Here is a 16,243-nt window from a genome sequence, read left to right as displayed (position 1 = left end):
CCTTGGAAGGTGGAGGTAACCTTGAATTTGCTCGCTCCAAACCGAGATCAGCTGGGGGACTGAGGCTCGGCTGATGGAAAACGTTCTAGCGGCCGAAATTTTCCAGGTGATTTCGCCGATTGTTTCAATTGTTTCGTTCGGCGATTTTCTCGATGTCGTCGTCACGGGAACCCGCCGGGACCTTGGTCCCGACGAGAATGAAGGTGAATCAGGCGGCGAGGCTGTGCACGCCGGCGCCGCGCAGCAGTTCGGCGAGGTGCTTGCGGGCGTAGAACATGCGGGTCTTCACCGTGCTCTGGGGGATGCCGATGATCTGGCCGACCTCCTCCACGGACTTCTCGTGGTAGTAGATCAGGGTGATGATCTCGCGATGCGCCGGCGACAGCTTGGCGACGCAGGCGCGCAGGATGGCGCTGGTCGTCGAACGCTCGAGCGACGTTTCCGGCGTGTCGGAGTCGTCGGCGATCTCTCGCACCTCGTCCTGGTCGATGTCCTCGAAGCGGCGCTGGCGCAGTGCGGTCAGCGCCTTGAAGCGGGCGATCGAGAGCAGCCAGGTCGAGACCTGCGAGCGGCCCTCGAACTGCTTGGCGGTGCGCCAGACGTCCAGGAACACCTGGCTGACGAGGTCCTCGGCGATCGTGGTGTCGCGCACGATGCGCAGGATGAAGCGATAGACCCGCACATTGTGGCGCGCATAAAGCGTGTGCATCGCGGTGCGATCGCCATCGGCAATGCTCTCCAGGAGCATGTCGTCCGTGGTCGCCTGGGCTGCGATGATGCCCTGGCTGGCTGCGGAATTGATGGCAACGACGTTCTGCATGGCACTCTCCCGTTCCGCCGCCCCCTTGCGGCGTTTCGACGGGATGGATTGTTAAGGAGCGCCCGTTTCGGGACGTCTGCACGAAAACAGGAAAATGGTTTCGTGCGCCTGCGGAAATGTTTCGTCGCGCCGCACATCGCGAAACAGTCGTGGCGGAATTGTGCCTTATTCCAATTTGCGGAACGAAATGCGGGCGAACAGGTCGCTCCGGCTGCCGCCGGCTGGCCCGCTTCAGGCCTTGTCGCCGGCCGGGGAGAACAGGTAGCCGCCGCCGCGAATGGTCCGGATCACGGCCGGTTTGGTCGGATCGGGCTCGATCTTGCGGCGGATCCGCATGATTCGCAGGTCCACGGCGCGGTCGAAGGCCTCGGCATCGCGGGCATTGGCGAGCTCCAGCAGCCGCTCGCGCGACAGCACCCGCTTCGGGTTGGCGGCGAACACTTTGAGCAGGCCGTACTCGGAAGCCGTCAGCGGATGCTCGTTGCCTTCGTCGTCGCGCAGCGCCTGGGCATCGAGATCCAGCCATTTGGTGCCGAACCGCACCAATTGCGGGTTTTTGGCCTGGGCCGGAGCGGTCTCCGTGACGGCCGCCGCAGCCTTGGCTGGACCGCTGCGGCGCAGCACGGAGCGGATCCGGGCCATCAATTCACGCAATTCGCACGGCTTGGCGACGTAATCGTCGGCCCCGAGCTCGAGCCCGACCACGCGGTCGATCGGGCTGGCGGTGGCCGTCAGCATGATCACGGGGATGTTGGTGCGGCCCTTGAGATCGCGGATGATCGACAATCCGTCCTCTTCGGGCATGTTGAGGTCGAGCACGACGAGATCGGCCGGGCCGGTTTCGATGGCGCTGCGCAGGCTCTTGCCGCCATCGCACAAGGTCACGGTGAAGCCGTGCATCTTGAGGTAATCACCCACCATTTCGCGGGCGGGCGCCTCGTCGTCGACGATGATGATGTGCTGGCTCTGACTCATGACAATTCGGCCGCCGGCAGTGTGATGGTGAAGGTCGATCCGGATCCCGGCCCTTCGCTCCTGGCCGTCACCTCGCCACCATGCATGTCGACGATGCGTTTGACAATCGACAGGCCGAGCCCGGTCGAGCTCTCGCCCGCGGTCGGTTTGGCCGACAGCCGCTGGAACCGGCCGAACAGCCGGCCGAGATCCTCCGGCGAGAGGCCAGCGCCCTGGTCGGTGATGCCGATGATGGTGTTGTCGCCATCGTCCGAGGCATTCACGATGATCCTGCCGCCGATCGGGCTGTACTTGATGGCGTTGCTCAAGAGATTGTCGATCGCTTCGCGGATCCGGTCGATGTCGCACATCGTCGACAGCAGCGTCGGCGCCGAGACCTCGATGACCTGTTGCTTGTTGAGGGCGAGCGGCTGGTTGGCCTCGACCACCTCGTGGATCAGGGCTGTGATGTCGACCGGCTCGCGGCGGATGGTGATGTCGAAGGCGTCGGCCATCGCATCCGAGATCAGATGGTCGACCATCGAGGTCAGCCGCTTGGCGGCATCACGGATATGTCCGACCTGGCTGGTGATGCCCTCGGCGGATGCACCGGTTGCGATCAACTCGGTCAGCATTTCCGTGCGGCCGAGAATGACGCCCAGCGGATTCTTCAGGTCATGGGCGACGGTGCCGAGAATCTCGTTCTTGAAGCCGTTGGCGCGCTGCAGCCGCAGCCATTGCGCCGACAGCCGCCGGTTGGCCTGCATCAGCGCGCGGGTGCGCTGGGCGACGCGGTCCTCGAGCTGGGTGTTGGCCTCATGCAGCTGCTGATAGAGGATCACGTTGTCGAAGGCGATCGACAGCCGGCTGGAGAAGATCTCGACCAGCGAGCGGTCGGTCTCGGACAGCGGCCGCTCCGCCTGCAGCAGCACCACGACCTCGCGCCCCGAGCCGGTGCGGACATAGAGCACGGTGCGATGGTCGGCGAATTCGTTGCTGCGCTGCCTGAAGGCGGCCTCGACCATGTCGCGCAGGTCGGGATCGAGCGAGCGCGAGGTGACGGCGCCGGAGAAGCGGCTGTAGCAGCCGGAGCCGGCCAGCACCGAAAAATCCTCGGTCTGGCTGCCGTCGTCGCGCAGCACCAGGATCCCGGCGCAATCGACGTTGAGCAGCGACGCGATCTGGGTCAGCACGCCCTCGGCCAGCCGCTGCATCGACTTGAAATCATACAGCGTCGAGGCGGCGTCGATGATGATCTCCAGGCCGCGCCTTGTCTGCACCATGCGCTCGAGCTGCTGGTAGCTGCGCAGCGCTGCCGTCAGCGAGGTGAACAGCTTGTCGGCGGTGAGCTCGGTCTTGGCCTTGTAGTCGTTGATGTCGTACTGGACGATGACGCGCCGCTCCGGCGCCTGGCCGGGCTGTCCGGTCCGCAGGATGATGCGGACGGTCTCGTTCTTGATCTCGTTGCGGATGTATTCGACGAGCTCGAGCCCGGCGACGTCGGTCTCCATGATGACGTCGAGCAGCACCGCTGCGACGTCGGTGTGCTCCCGCATCAGGGCGCGGCCCTCGGCCGCCGAATAGGCGGAGAGGATTTCCAGCCCCTGGCCGTTCAGGCTGTAGTCCGACAGCGCAAAGCGGGTGCCTTCGTGCACGGCATGGTCGTCGTCGATGACGGCGATCTTCCATTTCCGGGCCGAACGGTCGTCCTCGTCGAAACCGGTATCCTCGATCAGTTGGAGGACATCGTCCTGTTCGGCCATTGCGTCGTTCCGTCACCCATTGCTGTCTCGGCGCCGCCCTTGGCGACCCGCGGCATGATAATCCGAAAGGTGGTGCCTTGTCCCTCGCGGGATTCCAGCATCATGCGGCCGCCAAGCTGCTGCGTCACCAGATTGTAGACGATATGCAGCCCGAGCCCCGTTCCCCCTTCGTTGCGGCGTGTCGTGAAGAACGGATCGAAGGCCTGGCGCTGCACGTCGGGGGTCATGCCGGCCCCGTTATCGGCGAAAATGATCTCGATGTCATCCGCGCCGCGCGGCCGCGCCGTGATCGAGATGGTGCCCGCGCGGCCGTCGGCAAAGGCATGGTTGACGGCGTTGAGGAACAGGTTGGTGAGAATCTGACCGTAGAACCCGGGATAGCCGTCGATGAAGAGCCCTTCGGGGACGTCGACCGCCAGCGTGATCGGCGCGCGCTTGAGCACCGGCTTGAGGCTGGTGATGATCTGATCGGTCGCCTCGCTCAGGACGAAGGTCCGTCGCTCCGCATGGGAGCGGTCGACCGCGACCTGCTTGAACGACTGGATCAGCTCGCCGGCGCGCTGCAGATTGGCAACCAGCTGCTCGGACGCATCGCGCGAGGAGCGCACGAACTCCTCCAGCTGCGACCGGCGCAGGCCGCCTTCGGGCGACCGCAGCGCCGCCTCGAACATCTCGACCCGGCGCGCGAAGCTGGAGGCCACCGTCAGGCTGATGCCGATCGGATTGTTCACCTCGTGGGCGACGCCGGCGACCAGCCCGCCCAGCGCGGCCAACCGCTCGGCATCGATCAGGTTGCGCTGTGCGGCGCTGAGTTCGAGCAGGGCGCTCTCGGCCTCTTCCTTCGCGGCGCGGAGCTCGTCCTCGGTCTTGCGCTTGGCGATCGCGTTCTCGCGGAAGGTCTCGACGGCGCGGGCCATCGCGCCGACCTCGTCGCGCGCCTCGGTGCCTTGGACCTCGCGGTCGTAGTCGCCCAGCATGATCGCGCGCATCGAGGCCATGATCTGCTGCAGCGGCAGCCGGATCGACAAGGCGATCAGCACGCCGGCGGAGAGGATCACTCCCAGGAAGATCACCGCGATCGAGAGGACGCGGCGGGAGATGTCCTTCAACGTCCGATCGAACGTCGCCTGCGCCTTCTGCTCGTGCTGGCGCATCTTCACCGACAGGCCGTCGATGGCGCCGATGGTCTCGGCCTGGCTCGCATCGATGGTGTTGCGCAGCAGCTCGGTGCGGTTGGTGAGCTGATCGGTGAGCTTGGAGAATCCCGCGCGCAGCGCCGCGGTCCGGGCCGACAGCCGCTGCAGCGCCAGGCGCTGCAGATCATTGTCCGCAAGGCTCGACATCACCGGAATGGTCTTCTCGATCGTCTCCGTGTTGCGGCGCGCGTCGTCGGCGGAGGCGGGCGCGAGCGACAGATAGTAGGAATTGGCCGCGACCAGCATGGCGGTGAACGCCTCGCGCGATTTGCCGAGCGAGGGCCAGATCTGCGCGTCGCGATGGCCGGTCGCGCCTTCGATCACCGAATACAGCCCGGCGATGTCGCGCGCGGGGCCGAGAACCTCTTCCTCGTAGGTCTTGGAGATCGTCGCCTGCAGGCTGCGCAGCTCGCCGAAGCCGTCCAGAAAGCGCACGGTGACGCGCTCCAGCTCCTCGACCGACCCCGACAGCATCGGGTCGGTCGAGGCGCGCGTCGTCAGCGTCCCGAGCACGGCCTCGCGCAGCAGCAGGATCTCGGCGAACAGCTCCGGGCTCGGCTGATTGATGTAGCGATGGATGAGGTTATGCAGCCGGCTGGTCTCGCTTTCGAGCAGGGCCAGGACCTTGTCGGATTCGCGGACCTGGCGGACGTCGTCCCAGGCCGTGCCGAGCACCGTCGCGCCATTCCAGATCAGCGCCGCCAGAACGATGACGACCGCCGAGTTCAGCGCGGCGATCGAGAGGATGCGCCAGCGGATCGGAACCGCCCGCAGCGCGCGCACGATTCGTGCCCGCCCCAGGACCGCCAGGCTGAGCGGCCGCGCGACGGATTTCCGCTGCTCGGATCGCGCCACGATCGCTACCTCGGACCGGGCTTACGGAACCGGCCTGCGCGCGATCCGCCGCGGGCACCCGGATTTGTATGCTGCGGCGCATTTAACCGCGCCGCGGAGTACGGGAGGCGTAAAAGGGACGAGCGGTACCGCGCGCCCGCCTCAGCGCGCATCAGCACCGGCGTGACGTCCACTCTCGAGATCGACGAAAGATGGGCGCGGTACACAGGCAACACTTTCCCCTTGATGATGAGGTCGGCCCGGATGTGAAAAGGTTCAATGCTCTCCCGAACAGGTGCTATAAGTCCATTCTGACGTCAAAGCGATACGCGTCAATGGTTTGTTGATAGTTTGTTGCAGCTCTGGGTTGCTGGGCCCCATTTTCGGTCCGATTGCGATCTCAGCCCAGGCAGATTCATCCATGGAATTGGAGTTGGCTCCCGGTGACGGTCCTCTGGCGTTCTGTTCCGTCTGCAATCCTGCTCTGGACGGTTGTTTGTGCAAGCACGGCCCAGGCCGCGACCGAGATCGTGTGGTGGCATGCGATGTCGGGCGAGCTCGGCAGGCAGGTCGACAGGCTGGCCGCCGACTTCAATGCTTCGCAGTCCGACTATCGCATCGTGCCGAGCTACAAGGGCAGCTATACGGAGACCGTGACGGCGGCCATCTTCGCATTCCGCTCGCGCAGCCAGCCGGCGATCGTGCAGGTCAACGAGATCGCGACCGCGACGATGACGGCGGCCAAGGGCGCGATCTACCCGGTCTACGAGCTGATGCGCGACGAGCAGGAGAGCTTTTCGCCGTCGGCCTATCTGCCCGCCATCGCCGGCACCTATGCCGACGCTGACGGCAACATGCTGTCGTTTCCGTTCAACGCCTCCACGCCCATCCTCTACTACAACAAGGATCAGTTTCGCGCGGCCGGGCTCGATCCGGGCGCGGCGCCGAAGACCTGGCCCGAGCTCGGCAAGGCCGCCCGGCGGCTGCGCGACAATGGCGTTGCCTGCGGCTTCACGACGTCGTGGCCGGCCTGGATCAACGTGGAGAATTTCTCCGCCTTCCACAATCTGCCGATCGCCACGCGGGCCAACGGCTTTGCCGGACTGGACGCCGTGCTGACATTCAATAATCCACAGGTGATTCGGCACATCGCCCAGCTCGCGGAATGGCAGAAGAGCAAGGTCTTCGACTATGGCGGCCGCGGTCAGGCAGCCGAGCCGCGTTTCCAGAAGGGCGAGTGCGGCATCTTCATCGGCTCCTCGGCGACGCACGCCGACATCAAGGCGAATTCGAAGTTCGAGGTCGGCTACGGCATGATGCCGTACTGGCCCGATATTGCGGGCGCGCCGCAGAATTCGATCATCGGCGGCGCGACGCTGTGGGTGCTCCGCGACCGTCCCGCGGCCGAGTATAAGGGCGTGGCCAAGTTCTTCGCCTATCTGTCGCGGCCCGATGTTCAGGCCGCCTGGCACCAGAATACGGGCTATCTGCCGATCACGCAGGCGGCCTTCGATCTGACACGCGCGCAGGGCTTCTACGACCGCAATCCAGGCGCGGCGATCTCGATCGAGCAGGTGACGCTCAATCCGCCCACGGAAAATTCGCGCGGCCTGCGGCTCGGCTCATTCGTGCTGATCCGTGATGCCATCGAGGACGAGATGGAGCAGGCCTTCAGCGGCCGCAAACCGGCGCAGACGGCGCTCGATGCCGCCGCCGAGCGCGGCAACCGTCTGCTGCGCCAGTTCGAGCGCGCGAGCCCGGATCGCTGATGACGGCGTTGCACGAGTGAGCCACTGATGGGCCGATTGCCGGACATCACTGCGGGCGCCGAGCTGCGTGGCCTTCGCGCTGATGTCGCGGCATGGCTGCCGGTGGCGCGCGATATCGTGCGCCACCACGGTTGCGAGCATCCGGGCCTCGCTCCCTTTGCAGCCGGCACCAACCTCGTCGCGGGAATCGGCGGCGAGCTGATCCTGAAACTGTTTCCTCCGTTCCATCGGCGCCAGTTTCTGTCCGAGCGGAGTACGCTGCGCGTGCTCGCCGGACGCTTGAAGCAGGTCGCCACGCCTGAGTTGCTGCACGAAGGTGAATGGGACGACTGGACCTACCTGATCATGACGCGGCTCGACGGCATTCCGGCGGCGGAGGTCTGGCCCGGGCTCGACGAGCGTGCGAAGGAGTCTCTGCTCCGGGATGTCGGACGGCTGGTTGCGGAGGTGCAGCTTGTGCCGCCCGGCGAACTGCACGCGACCGGTCCGCGCTGGTCCGACTTCCTGCAAGGGCAGTTCGCAGGCTGCCGCGCCCGCCATCAGCGGCTCGGTCTGCCGGAGGCGCTGCTTGCCGGCCTGGATGATCTCCTGCGCGACGCCGCCGCGCTGCTGCCTCCGGACCCACGGCCCGTCATCCTGACCGGCGAATACATTCCGGAGAACTTTCTCGTCTCTCGCCATGGTGACGGCTGGCGCATCAGCGGTCTGTTCGACTTCGGTGACGTCATGACCGGCTTCGGTGAATACGACCTGCTCGGGCCGAGCGCCTTCATGGCCGCGGGCCATCCGGACCGCGTGCGCGCGCTGTTCGCGGGATACGGATTTGCGCCGGCCGACGTCACCTGGCAGCTGAAGCGGCGGCTGCTGGTCTTGATGCTGCTGCATCAGGCCAGCGATCCTGTCCGGCACATCTGCATTCCCGATTGGCCCAGCAGGGTCCGCAACTTCGATCAGTTGCAGGCCCTGATCTGGCCGGACTGATGTTCCGGTGTCCCGCCTGCGTAAATCGGTCGCATGGCGTATTGAGAGACTATAATTTGTGCAAATTCGCACTTATGTATGCAATTCTGCATGGAGGTGACGCGACGTTTGAGGTCGTGAGACCCGCAATTTCAATGGTTTAGCCGATCGTGAGGCTTGGCACGAAGCTTGCGATCCTTGTTCCCGCCGGTCGTATTCTGGTGGGAGCATTTGATGAAGCGTCGCGATTTTCTGAAATCCGTGTCCGGTCTGGCTGCGGGAGCCGCGCTGCCAATGGCGCCGGCGATCATGTCGTCCGCCAAGGCCGATGCGCGGTCCGAGACGCTGCTCATCGTCTCCGAGGGCGGTCCAAACAACCTCGACATCCACGGCGTCGGCACCAACGTGCCCGGCTATGAGGTCTCGTGGAATTGCTACGACCGCCTGATCAGCCACGAGATGAAGAGCGGCCCGGGCGGCGTGCCGTATTACGACCGCGACAAGTTCAAGCCCGAGCTGGCCGAGGACATGACCATCGGCGACATGTCCGCCACCTTCAAGCTGCGCAAGAACGCCAAATTCCACGACGGCACGCCGGTCACCGCTAAGGACGTGAAGTGGTCGCTCGATCGCGCCGTCAGCGTCGGCGGCTTTCCGACTTTCCAGATGAGCGCGGGCTCGCTGACCAAGCCGGAGCAGTTCGTCATCGTCGACGACCACACGGTGCGGGTCGATTTCCTGAAGAAGGATCGGCTGACGATCCCAGATCTCGCCGTCATCGTGCCCTGCGTCGTGAACTCCGAACTGGTGAAGAAGAACGCCACCGACAAGGATCCGTGGGGACTCGAATACACCAAGCAGCAGACCGCGGGCTCCGGCGCCTACAGGGTGACGAAGTGGACCGCCGGTACCGAAGTGATCATGGAGCGCAACGACGACTGGGTGTGCGGTCCGCTGCCGAAGATCAAGCGCGTGATCTGGCGTATGGTGCCGCAGGCCGGCAACCGGCGCGCGCTGCTCGAGCGCGGGGATGCCGACATCTCCTATGAGCTGCCGAACAAGGACTTCCAGGAGATGAAGTCGAACGGCAAGCACACCGTGATCTCATTGCCGATCTCCAACGGTATCCAATATATCGGCATGAACGTGACCAAGCCGCCGTTCGATAATCCCAGGGTTCGGCAGGCGCTCGCCTATGCAATGCCCTATCAGAAGATCATCGATGCCGTGATGTTCGGCCTGGCCAATCCGATGTTCGGTGCGCCAGCCGACAAGGCGACCGAGGTGGCGTGGCCACAGCCGACCAAGTATTTCACCGACATGGAGAAGGCCAAGGCGCTGCTGGCGGAAGCCGGCTACCCCAACGGCTTCGAGACCACGATCTCCTTCGACCTCAATTTTGCGCAGGTCAACGAGCCTTTGTGCGTGCTCGTGCAGGAGAGCCTCGCCCAGCTCGGCATCAAGACCACGATCAACAAGGTACCCGGCGCCAACTGGCGTACCGAGCTGAACAAAAAGGAGATGCCGCTCTTCACCAACATCTTCTCGGGCTGGCTCGATTACCCCGAATATTTCTTCTACTGGTGCTATCACGGCAACAATTCCGTGTTCAACACGATGAGCTACAAGTCGCCGGTGATGGACAAGTTCATCGACGGCGCGCGTGACGCCGCCGCGGCCGGGGACAAGGCGACGTATGATGCCGATGTGAAGGGCTTCGTCGACCTCGCCTTCGCCGAGGTGCCGCGCATCCCGCTGTATCAGCCGTTCGTCAACGTCGCGATGCAGAAGAACATCTCAGGCTATCAGTACTGGTTCCACCGTCGGCTGGATTATCGCGCGCTGGTGAAGGGATGAGCTGCGTGAGCTGCCTTGGTTATGTGAGCCGAGCTCTCTCACTCCCTCCCCCCTTGTGGGGGAGGGGCGGGGAGGGGGGTAGCCCCACCCACCGCCGCCGCGGCTCACCCCCCACCCCAGCCCTCCCCCACAAGGGGGGAGGGAGCAGACTGCGTATTGCCGTGGGAGCGGTGGAAAATCCGGCGAGACCTTGGCCATGCTGATGCTCATCGCCAAGCGCCTCGCTTTCGCGATCCCTTCGCTGATCGGCGTCGTGATCGTTACCTTCCTGCTCACCCGCGCCTTGCCCGGCGATCCCGCCGCGTACTTTGCCGGACCTGCCGCCACCAAGGAGGCCGTCGAGCAGATCCGCAAGAAGCTCGGCTTCGACAAGCCGCTGATCGAGCAGTTCTTCCGCTACACCGTCGATCTCGCCCATGGCGACCTCGGCAGTTCGCTGACGACAGGGCAGCCGGTCGCCAGCGAGATCCGCAACCGCCTGCCGGCCTCGGCCGAGCTGACACTGCTCGGCCTCTTGGTTTCGGTCGCGATCGCGCTGCCGCTCGGTGTGCTCGCGGCGACGCGGCCGGGGTCGTGGATCGACCATACCTGCCGTATCGTCACGACCGCGGGCGTCTCGCTGCCGGTGTTCTTCACCGGGCTGGTGCTGGTGTATGTGTTCTACTTCCGGCTCGGCTGGTCGCCGGCGCCGCTCGGCCGGCTCGACGTGTTTTATAGCGCGCCGGATCCCGTGACCGGCTTCTACCTCATCGATACGCTGATCGCGCGTGACGGTGAGGCGTTCCGCTCGGCGCTGAGCCAGTTGATCCTGCCTGCCGCGACGCTGGCGATCTTCTCGCTGGCGCCGATCGCGCGCATGACGCGCGCCTCGATGCTCTCGGTGCTGTCGTCGGAATTCGTGCGCACGGCGCGCGCCTCGGGCCTGTCGCCCTCGACCGTCACCGTGACCTACGCGTTCCGCAACGCCATGCTTCCGGTCATCACCACGCTGTCGATGGTGTTCTCCTTCCTGCTCGGCGCCAACGTGCTGGTGGAGAAGGTGTTCGCCTGGCCCGGCATCGGCTCCTACGCGGTCGAGGCGCTGATCGCCTCCGACTTCGCGCCGGTGCAGGGTTTCGTATTGACGATGGCCGTGATGTACGTCGTCCTGAACCTCGTCATCGACATTCTCTATGGCGTCATCGATCCCCGTGTGAGGCTGGAAGGATGAGCACTGTCGCGCCGACCCTCGAGCCCGCTGTCTCCGCCCGCACCTCCGGTCTCATGGCCCTGATCGGGCACACGCGCTATGTCCTGGCCGAGAACAAGGTCACGGGCTTCGCCTTCGGGCTTCTGGTCGTGATCCTGTTTGCTGCGATCTTCGGCCCGTGGATCGTGCCGTATGATCCGTTGGCCAGCGACACGGCGTCGGCGCTGAAGCCGCCATCGGCGGCGCATTGGTTCGGCACCGATCAGCTCGGCCGCGACATCTTCAGCCGCGTCGTGGTCGCGACCCGGCTCGACACCTTCATCGCGGTCGCATCAGTGGCGCTGGTGTTCTTCATGGGCGGACTTGCCGGCGTCGCCGCCGGCTTCTTCGGCGGCTGGACCGATCGCATCGTCGGCCGGATCGCCGATACCATCATGGCATTCCCGCTGTTCGTGCTGGCGATGGGCATCGTCGCCGCGCTCGGCAACACCGTGCAGAACATCATCATCGCCACCGCGATCGTGAACTTCCCGCTCTATGCGCGCGTCGCTCGGGCCGAGGCCAATGTCCGCCGCAACGCCGGCTTCGTGCAGGCGGCGCGGCTGTCGGGCAACAGCGAGATGCGCATCCTGCTCGGCCACATCCTGCCGAACATCATGCCGATCATGATCGTGCAGATGTCGCTGACCATGGGCTACGCCATCCTCAATGCCGCCGGCCTGTCCTTCATCGGCCTCGGTGTGCGGCCGCCGACGGCGGAATGGGGCATCATGGTTGCCGAGGGCGCCTCGTTCATGGTGTCGGGCGAATGGTGGATCGCGCTGTTTCCGGGTCTCGCGCTGATGATCGCGGTGTTCTGCTTCAATCTGCTCGGCGACGGCCTGCGCGACATCGTCGATCCGCAGCGCAGGACGTAATGGGATGAGGGTGTCCCAACAAAACTCCGTCATTGCCGGGCTTGACCCGGCAATCCATCCCCTCAAGCGAGACTTCGTCGGTCTGACGGATGCGCGGGCCTTCGCCGCGCCGAAGGGGCTTCGGCCCCGCAGGCGGGTCAAGCCCGCGCAGGACGATGGGAATACGCGGAGCCACACATGACCGCCCAGCCGCTGCTCGACGTCCGTGATCTCACGGTCGAATTCTCCACCCGGCGCGGCATCGTCAAGGCGGTGCAGCATGTCGATATCTCCGTCGCCAAGGGCGAGACGCTCGCGATCGTCGGCGAGTCCGGCTCGGGCAAGTCGGTGACGTCGTATGCGGTGATGCGCATCCTCGATCGCGCCGGGCGCATTGCCGAGGGATCGGTGATGTTCTCCGGCGTCGACGTCAGGGCGGCCGAGGAAAGCGCGATGCGCGATCTGCGCGGGCGCGAGATCTCGATGATCTTTCAGAACCCGCGCGCGGCCCTCAACCCGATCCGCAAGGTGGGCCAGCAGATCGAGGATGTGCTGAGACAGCACGCCCAGGCGGCCGCGACCGACCGCGCCGAGAAGGCGATCGCGGCGCTCGAGCAGGTCAAGATCGCCCGCCCGCGCGAGCGCTACCACGCCTATCCGTTCGAATTGTCCGGCGGCATGTGCCAGCGCGTCGTTATCGCGCTGGCGCTGGCCTGCAACCCGCAGCTCCTAATCGCCGACGAGCCGACCACCGGCCTCGACGTCACCACGCAGAAGGCGGTGATGGACCTGGTCGTCGAGCTCACCAAGAGCCGGGGCATGTCGACGATCCTGATCACGCATGATCTCGGTCTCGCCGCGGCCTATTGCGATCGCGTGGTGGTGATGGAGAAGGGCCGGGTGGTCGAGACCGCCAAGGCCGCCGACATCTTCGCCAACCCGCAGCATCCCTACACGCGCAAGCTGATGCGCGCGACGCCGCGCCTCGGCGTGTCGCTGCGGGATCTGCTGCCGGAGGAGGAGGCGCTGGCGGCGCCGAATACTCTCTCCGTCATGGCCGGGCTTGACCCGGCCATCCATCCCACTTCGCAGGACTCGCTCCAGGCGATGGACCCCCGGGGCAAGCCCGGGGGTGACGAGCGGAGTGGGGAGGGCGAGCGGAGTGCGGGTAGCGCTCGGCCGCTCCTGCTCGTCGACAAGCTGGTCAAGGAATATCCGCGCCAGGGCGCTACCGCGACACTGTCAAAGCTGTTCGGACGGAGGCCGGCGGTCGAGCCGGAGGTGTTCCGCGCGGTCGACGGCATCAGCTTCACGGTCGGTCATGGCGAGAGCGTTGGCCTGGTCGGCGAATCCGGCTGCGGCAAATCGACCACGTCGATGATGGTGATGCGGCTGCTCGACCAGACGTCGGGCCGCATCAGCTTCGATGGTGAGGAGATCGGCAACATCCTGCCGCAGGCGTTTGCCCGGCTGCCGCTGCGCAGCCGGATCCAGATGGTGTTCCAGGATCCGACCGATAGCCTCAACCCGCGCTTCACCGCGGCGCGCGCCATCGCCGATCCAGTCCTGCAGCTCGGCGATATCAGGGGCCGCGACGCGCTTCGTGCGCGCTGCGAGGAGCTCGCGACCATGGTCGGTCTGCCGCTCAACCTGCTCGACCGCTTCCCGCATCAATTGTCCGGCGGCCAAAAGGCCCGCGTCGGCATCGCGCGCGCCATCGCACTGCACCCGAAGCTCGTCATCCTCGACGAGCCGACCGCGGCGCTCGACGTTTCCGTGCAGGCCGTCGTGCTCAATCTGCTACAGGACCTCAAGCAGCAGTTAGGTATGAGCTATCTGTTCGTCTCTCATGATTTGAATGTGGTGCGGCTGTTGTGCGATCGTGTGATCGTGATGCGGTCGGGCCGAATCGTCGAGGAGGGCACCTCCGAACGTGTGCTAGGTGATCCGCAGGATGCCTATACGCGGGAGCTGCTGACGGCGATTCCGCACCCGCCATTGCCGGCGCATTGAGCGTGAAAGCTTGAAGGGAAAAGCTGATGGCGGAGCCATTGGACGACTACATCGACGCAGTCGGGCGTGCATTGGCCTTGCCGATCGAGGACGCGTGGCGCCCGGCGATCCGGGCCAATCTCGAGGTCTCGCTGAGGATGGCGAAGCTGGTCGACGAATTCTCCCTGCCTGACGAAGCCGAGCCTGCCAGTGTCTTCACCGCTTAGTTCTCCCGAGATGACCGCGAGCGCCGTCGCCACCGCGGTCGCCGCCGGCAAGCTCACCGCCGTCGAGGCGACCGACGCCGCGCTGGCGCGGATCATGGCCCGCGATGGTGTGCTCAATTCGTTTACCGACGTCACCGCCGAGCGGGCGCTCGCGAAGGCCCGCGCCGTGGACGCCGACATTGCGGCCGGGAAGCCGGTTGGTCCGCTCGCCGGCGTGCCGTTCGCGGTGAAGAACCTGTTCGATGTCGAGGGGCTGCCGACCCGCGCCGGCTCCAGGATCAACCGCGATCGCACCCCGGCGACACGCGATGCGACGCTGATCGCGCGCATGGAAGCCGCCGGCGCCGTCCTGGTCGGTGCGCTCAACATGGGCGAATACGCCTACGACTTCACCGGCGAGAACGTCCATGACGGTCCGTCGCGCAATCCGCACGATCCGACGCGGATGAGCGGCGGTTCGTCCGGCGGCTCGGGCAGCGCTGTCGGCGGCGGCCTGGTGCCGATTGCGCTCGGCTCCGATACCAACGGCTCGATCCGCGTGCCGTCGTCGTTCTGCGGCATCTTCGGCCTCAAGCCGACCTACGGCCGGCTGTCGCGGGCGCGCTCGTTTCCGTTCGTCATGAGCCTGGATCATCTCGGTCCGTTCGCACGCTCGGTCGAGGATCTCGCGCTCGCCTATGACGTGATGCAGGGGCCAGATGCGGACGACGCCGCGTGCACCGCGCGTGCGCCGGAGCCGGTCTCCGGCCAGCTCTCGCAAGGCATCGGCAGTCTGCGCATCGCCCTTGCCGGAGGGCACTTCCAGACGAATCTGTTTCCTGAAGCCGCCGAAGCGGTCGCTCGTGTCGCGGCTGCGCTAGAGGTCACCGAGGTGGTCGAGGTGCCCGAAGCGGCGCGCGCCCGCGCCGCGGCTTACGTCATCAGCACCACCGAGGGCGCCTCGCTGCATCTCGACCGGCTGCGCACGCGCGCGGGTGATTTCGATCCGGCGGTGCGCGACCGCCTGATTGCGGGTGCGATGATTCCGGCGCCGATGGTGGACCGCGCGCAGAAATTCCGCCGCTGGTATCGCGGCAAGGTGCTCGAACTCTTCAAGTCTGTCGACGTGCTGATCGCGCCCGCAACGCCCTGCGTTGCGCCCAGGCTCGGGCAGGCGACCTTCGTGCTCGACGGCGTCGAGCTGCCGGTGCGCGCCAATATCGGCATTCACACGCAGCCGATCTCGTTCATCGGGCTCCCCGTCGTCGCCGTTCCGATTCCGCTCGAGCCGATGCCCATCGGCGTGCAGATCATCGCGGCGCCCTGGTGCGAACATGTCGCATTGCGTGTGGCCCACGCCTTGCAACAGCTTGGCGTCGCCGCTGCGCCGGCCCCGAGAGGAGTTCTGGAGAATGGAAGTCGATCTGCCTGACGTCGTCGCGGAAGTCACCGCGCAGTTCCAGCGCTATGAACAGGCGCTGGTCAGCAACGACGTCGCCGTGCTCGACGAGCTATTCAAGCAGGACTCCCGCACGCTGCGCTACGGCATCGGCGAGAACCTCTACGGCTACAGCGAGATCGCGGCGTTTCGCGCCGCGCGCTCGCCGGCTGGACTGATGCGGCGGACCGCGCGCACCGTGATCACCACCTACGGCCGTGACGCTGCGGTTGCCTCGACGCTGTTCTATCGTGACACCGCGCCCGGCAAGGTCGGACGCCAGATGCAGACCTGGGTCCGGTTTCCGGAAGGCTGGAAGATCGTCGCCGCCCATGTCAGCATCATCGACGAAGCAAAGGGCGGCTGAAG

Annotated in this window: 13 protein-coding genes; 9 read left to right on the top strand and 4 right to left on the bottom strand. The window is 65.5% G+C overall.

The window, feature by feature from the left end:
- Positions 1-208: 208 nt before the first annotated feature.
- The 4 genes from ACQR1H_RS25420 to ACQR1H_RS25405 all read right to left on the bottom strand — a co-directional run bounded on the left by ACQR1H_RS25420 (position 209) and on the right by ACQR1H_RS25405 (position 5,492).
- The gene (locus ACQR1H_RS25420) at positions 209-820 is read right to left on the bottom strand and encodes a sigma-70 family RNA polymerase sigma factor (protein ID WP_315801638.1); all 612 of its coding nucleotides are present in this window, start codon (positions 818-820) and stop codon (positions 209-211) included.
- Between the two features lie 231 nt (positions 821-1,051).
- Complete coding sequence (locus ACQR1H_RS25415; RefSeq protein ID WP_315801637.1) at positions 1,052-1,795, bottom strand: response regulator; 744 nt, start codon at positions 1,793-1,795, stop codon at positions 1,052-1,054.
- The gene (locus ACQR1H_RS25410) at positions 1,792-3,537 is read right to left on the bottom strand and encodes an ATP-binding response regulator (protein WP_316182052.1); all 1,746 of its coding nucleotides are present in this window, start codon (positions 3,535-3,537) and stop codon (positions 1,792-1,794) included. The genes ACQR1H_RS25415 and ACQR1H_RS25410 overlap by 4 nt, the downstream gene beginning before the upstream one ends.
- Entirely contained in the window at positions 3,507-5,492 is a 1,986-nt protein-coding gene (locus ACQR1H_RS25405) for an ATP-binding protein (RefSeq protein ID WP_434908439.1), read from the bottom strand. Before ACQR1H_RS25405 ends, ACQR1H_RS25410 begins: the two co-directional genes overlap by 31 nt.
- 518 nt (positions 5,493-6,010) lie before the next feature.
- Between ACQR1H_RS25405 and ugpB the strand changes: the two genes are divergently transcribed.
- The 9 genes from ugpB (at position 6,011) to hpxZ (ending at position 16,241) form a co-directional block, all read left to right on the top strand.
- Positions 6,011-7,336, top strand: a complete 1,326-nt coding sequence (ugpB, locus tag ACQR1H_RS25400; protein ID WP_434882512.1) for a sn-glycerol-3-phosphate ABC transporter substrate-binding protein UgpB — start codon at positions 6,011-6,013, stop codon at positions 7,334-7,336.
- Positions 7,337-7,363: 27 nt separating this feature from the next.
- On the top strand, positions 7,364-8,317 hold the full coding sequence (locus tag ACQR1H_RS25395) for a phosphotransferase (RefSeq protein ID WP_434882511.1): 954 nt from the start codon (positions 7,364-7,366) through the stop codon (positions 8,315-8,317).
- 213 nt (positions 8,318-8,530) lie between these two features.
- Positions 8,531-10,153 (top strand): ABC transporter substrate-binding protein, encoded by a 1,623-nt coding sequence (locus tag ACQR1H_RS25390; RefSeq protein WP_434908370.1) that lies wholly within the window; start codon positions 8,531-8,533, stop codon positions 10,151-10,153.
- A 196-nt stretch (positions 10,154-10,349) separates the two neighbouring features.
- Complete coding sequence (locus tag ACQR1H_RS25385; RefSeq protein ID WP_434838135.1) at positions 10,350-11,363, top strand: ABC transporter permease; 1,014 nt, start codon at positions 10,350-10,352, stop codon at positions 11,361-11,363.
- Positions 11,360-12,259 carry an ABC transporter permease gene (locus ACQR1H_RS25380; protein ID WP_315801631.1) on the top strand — a complete coding sequence of 300 codons (900 nt, stop codon included), beginning with the start codon at positions 11,360-11,362 and terminating at the stop codon, positions 12,257-12,259. The genes ACQR1H_RS25385 and ACQR1H_RS25380 overlap by 4 nt, the downstream gene beginning before the upstream one ends.
- A 177-nt stretch (positions 12,260-12,436) precedes the next feature.
- Entirely contained in the window at positions 12,437-14,251 is a 1,815-nt protein-coding gene (locus tag ACQR1H_RS25375; protein ID WP_434908369.1) for a dipeptide ABC transporter ATP-binding protein, read from the top strand.
- A 26-nt stretch (positions 14,252-14,277) separates the two neighbouring features.
- Entirely contained in the window at positions 14,278-14,457 is a 180-nt protein-coding gene (locus ACQR1H_RS25370) for a DUF4089 domain-containing protein (RefSeq protein WP_315801629.1), read from the top strand.
- 10 nt (positions 14,458-14,467) lie between these two features.
- Positions 14,468-15,868, top strand: coding sequence for an AtzE family amidohydrolase (locus ACQR1H_RS25365; RefSeq protein ID WP_434895692.1), 1,401 nt, complete (start codon positions 14,468-14,470; stop codon positions 15,866-15,868).
- Positions 15,849-16,241: an oxalurate catabolism protein HpxZ gene (gene hpxZ / locus ACQR1H_RS25360; RefSeq protein WP_434908368.1), complete on the top strand. Its 393-nt coding sequence runs from the start codon at positions 15,849-15,851 to the stop codon at positions 16,239-16,241. Before ACQR1H_RS25365 ends, hpxZ begins: the two co-directional genes overlap by 20 nt.
- Positions 16,242-16,243: the final 2 nt, after the last annotated feature.

Origin of the sequence: Bradyrhizobium sp. HKCCYLRH2015 (assembly GCF_051168215.1) — a bacterium.
GTDB lineage: Bacteria > Pseudomonadota > Alphaproteobacteria > Rhizobiales > Xanthobacteraceae > Bradyrhizobium.
This window is presented reverse-complemented; position numbering and strand designations above follow the sequence as displayed.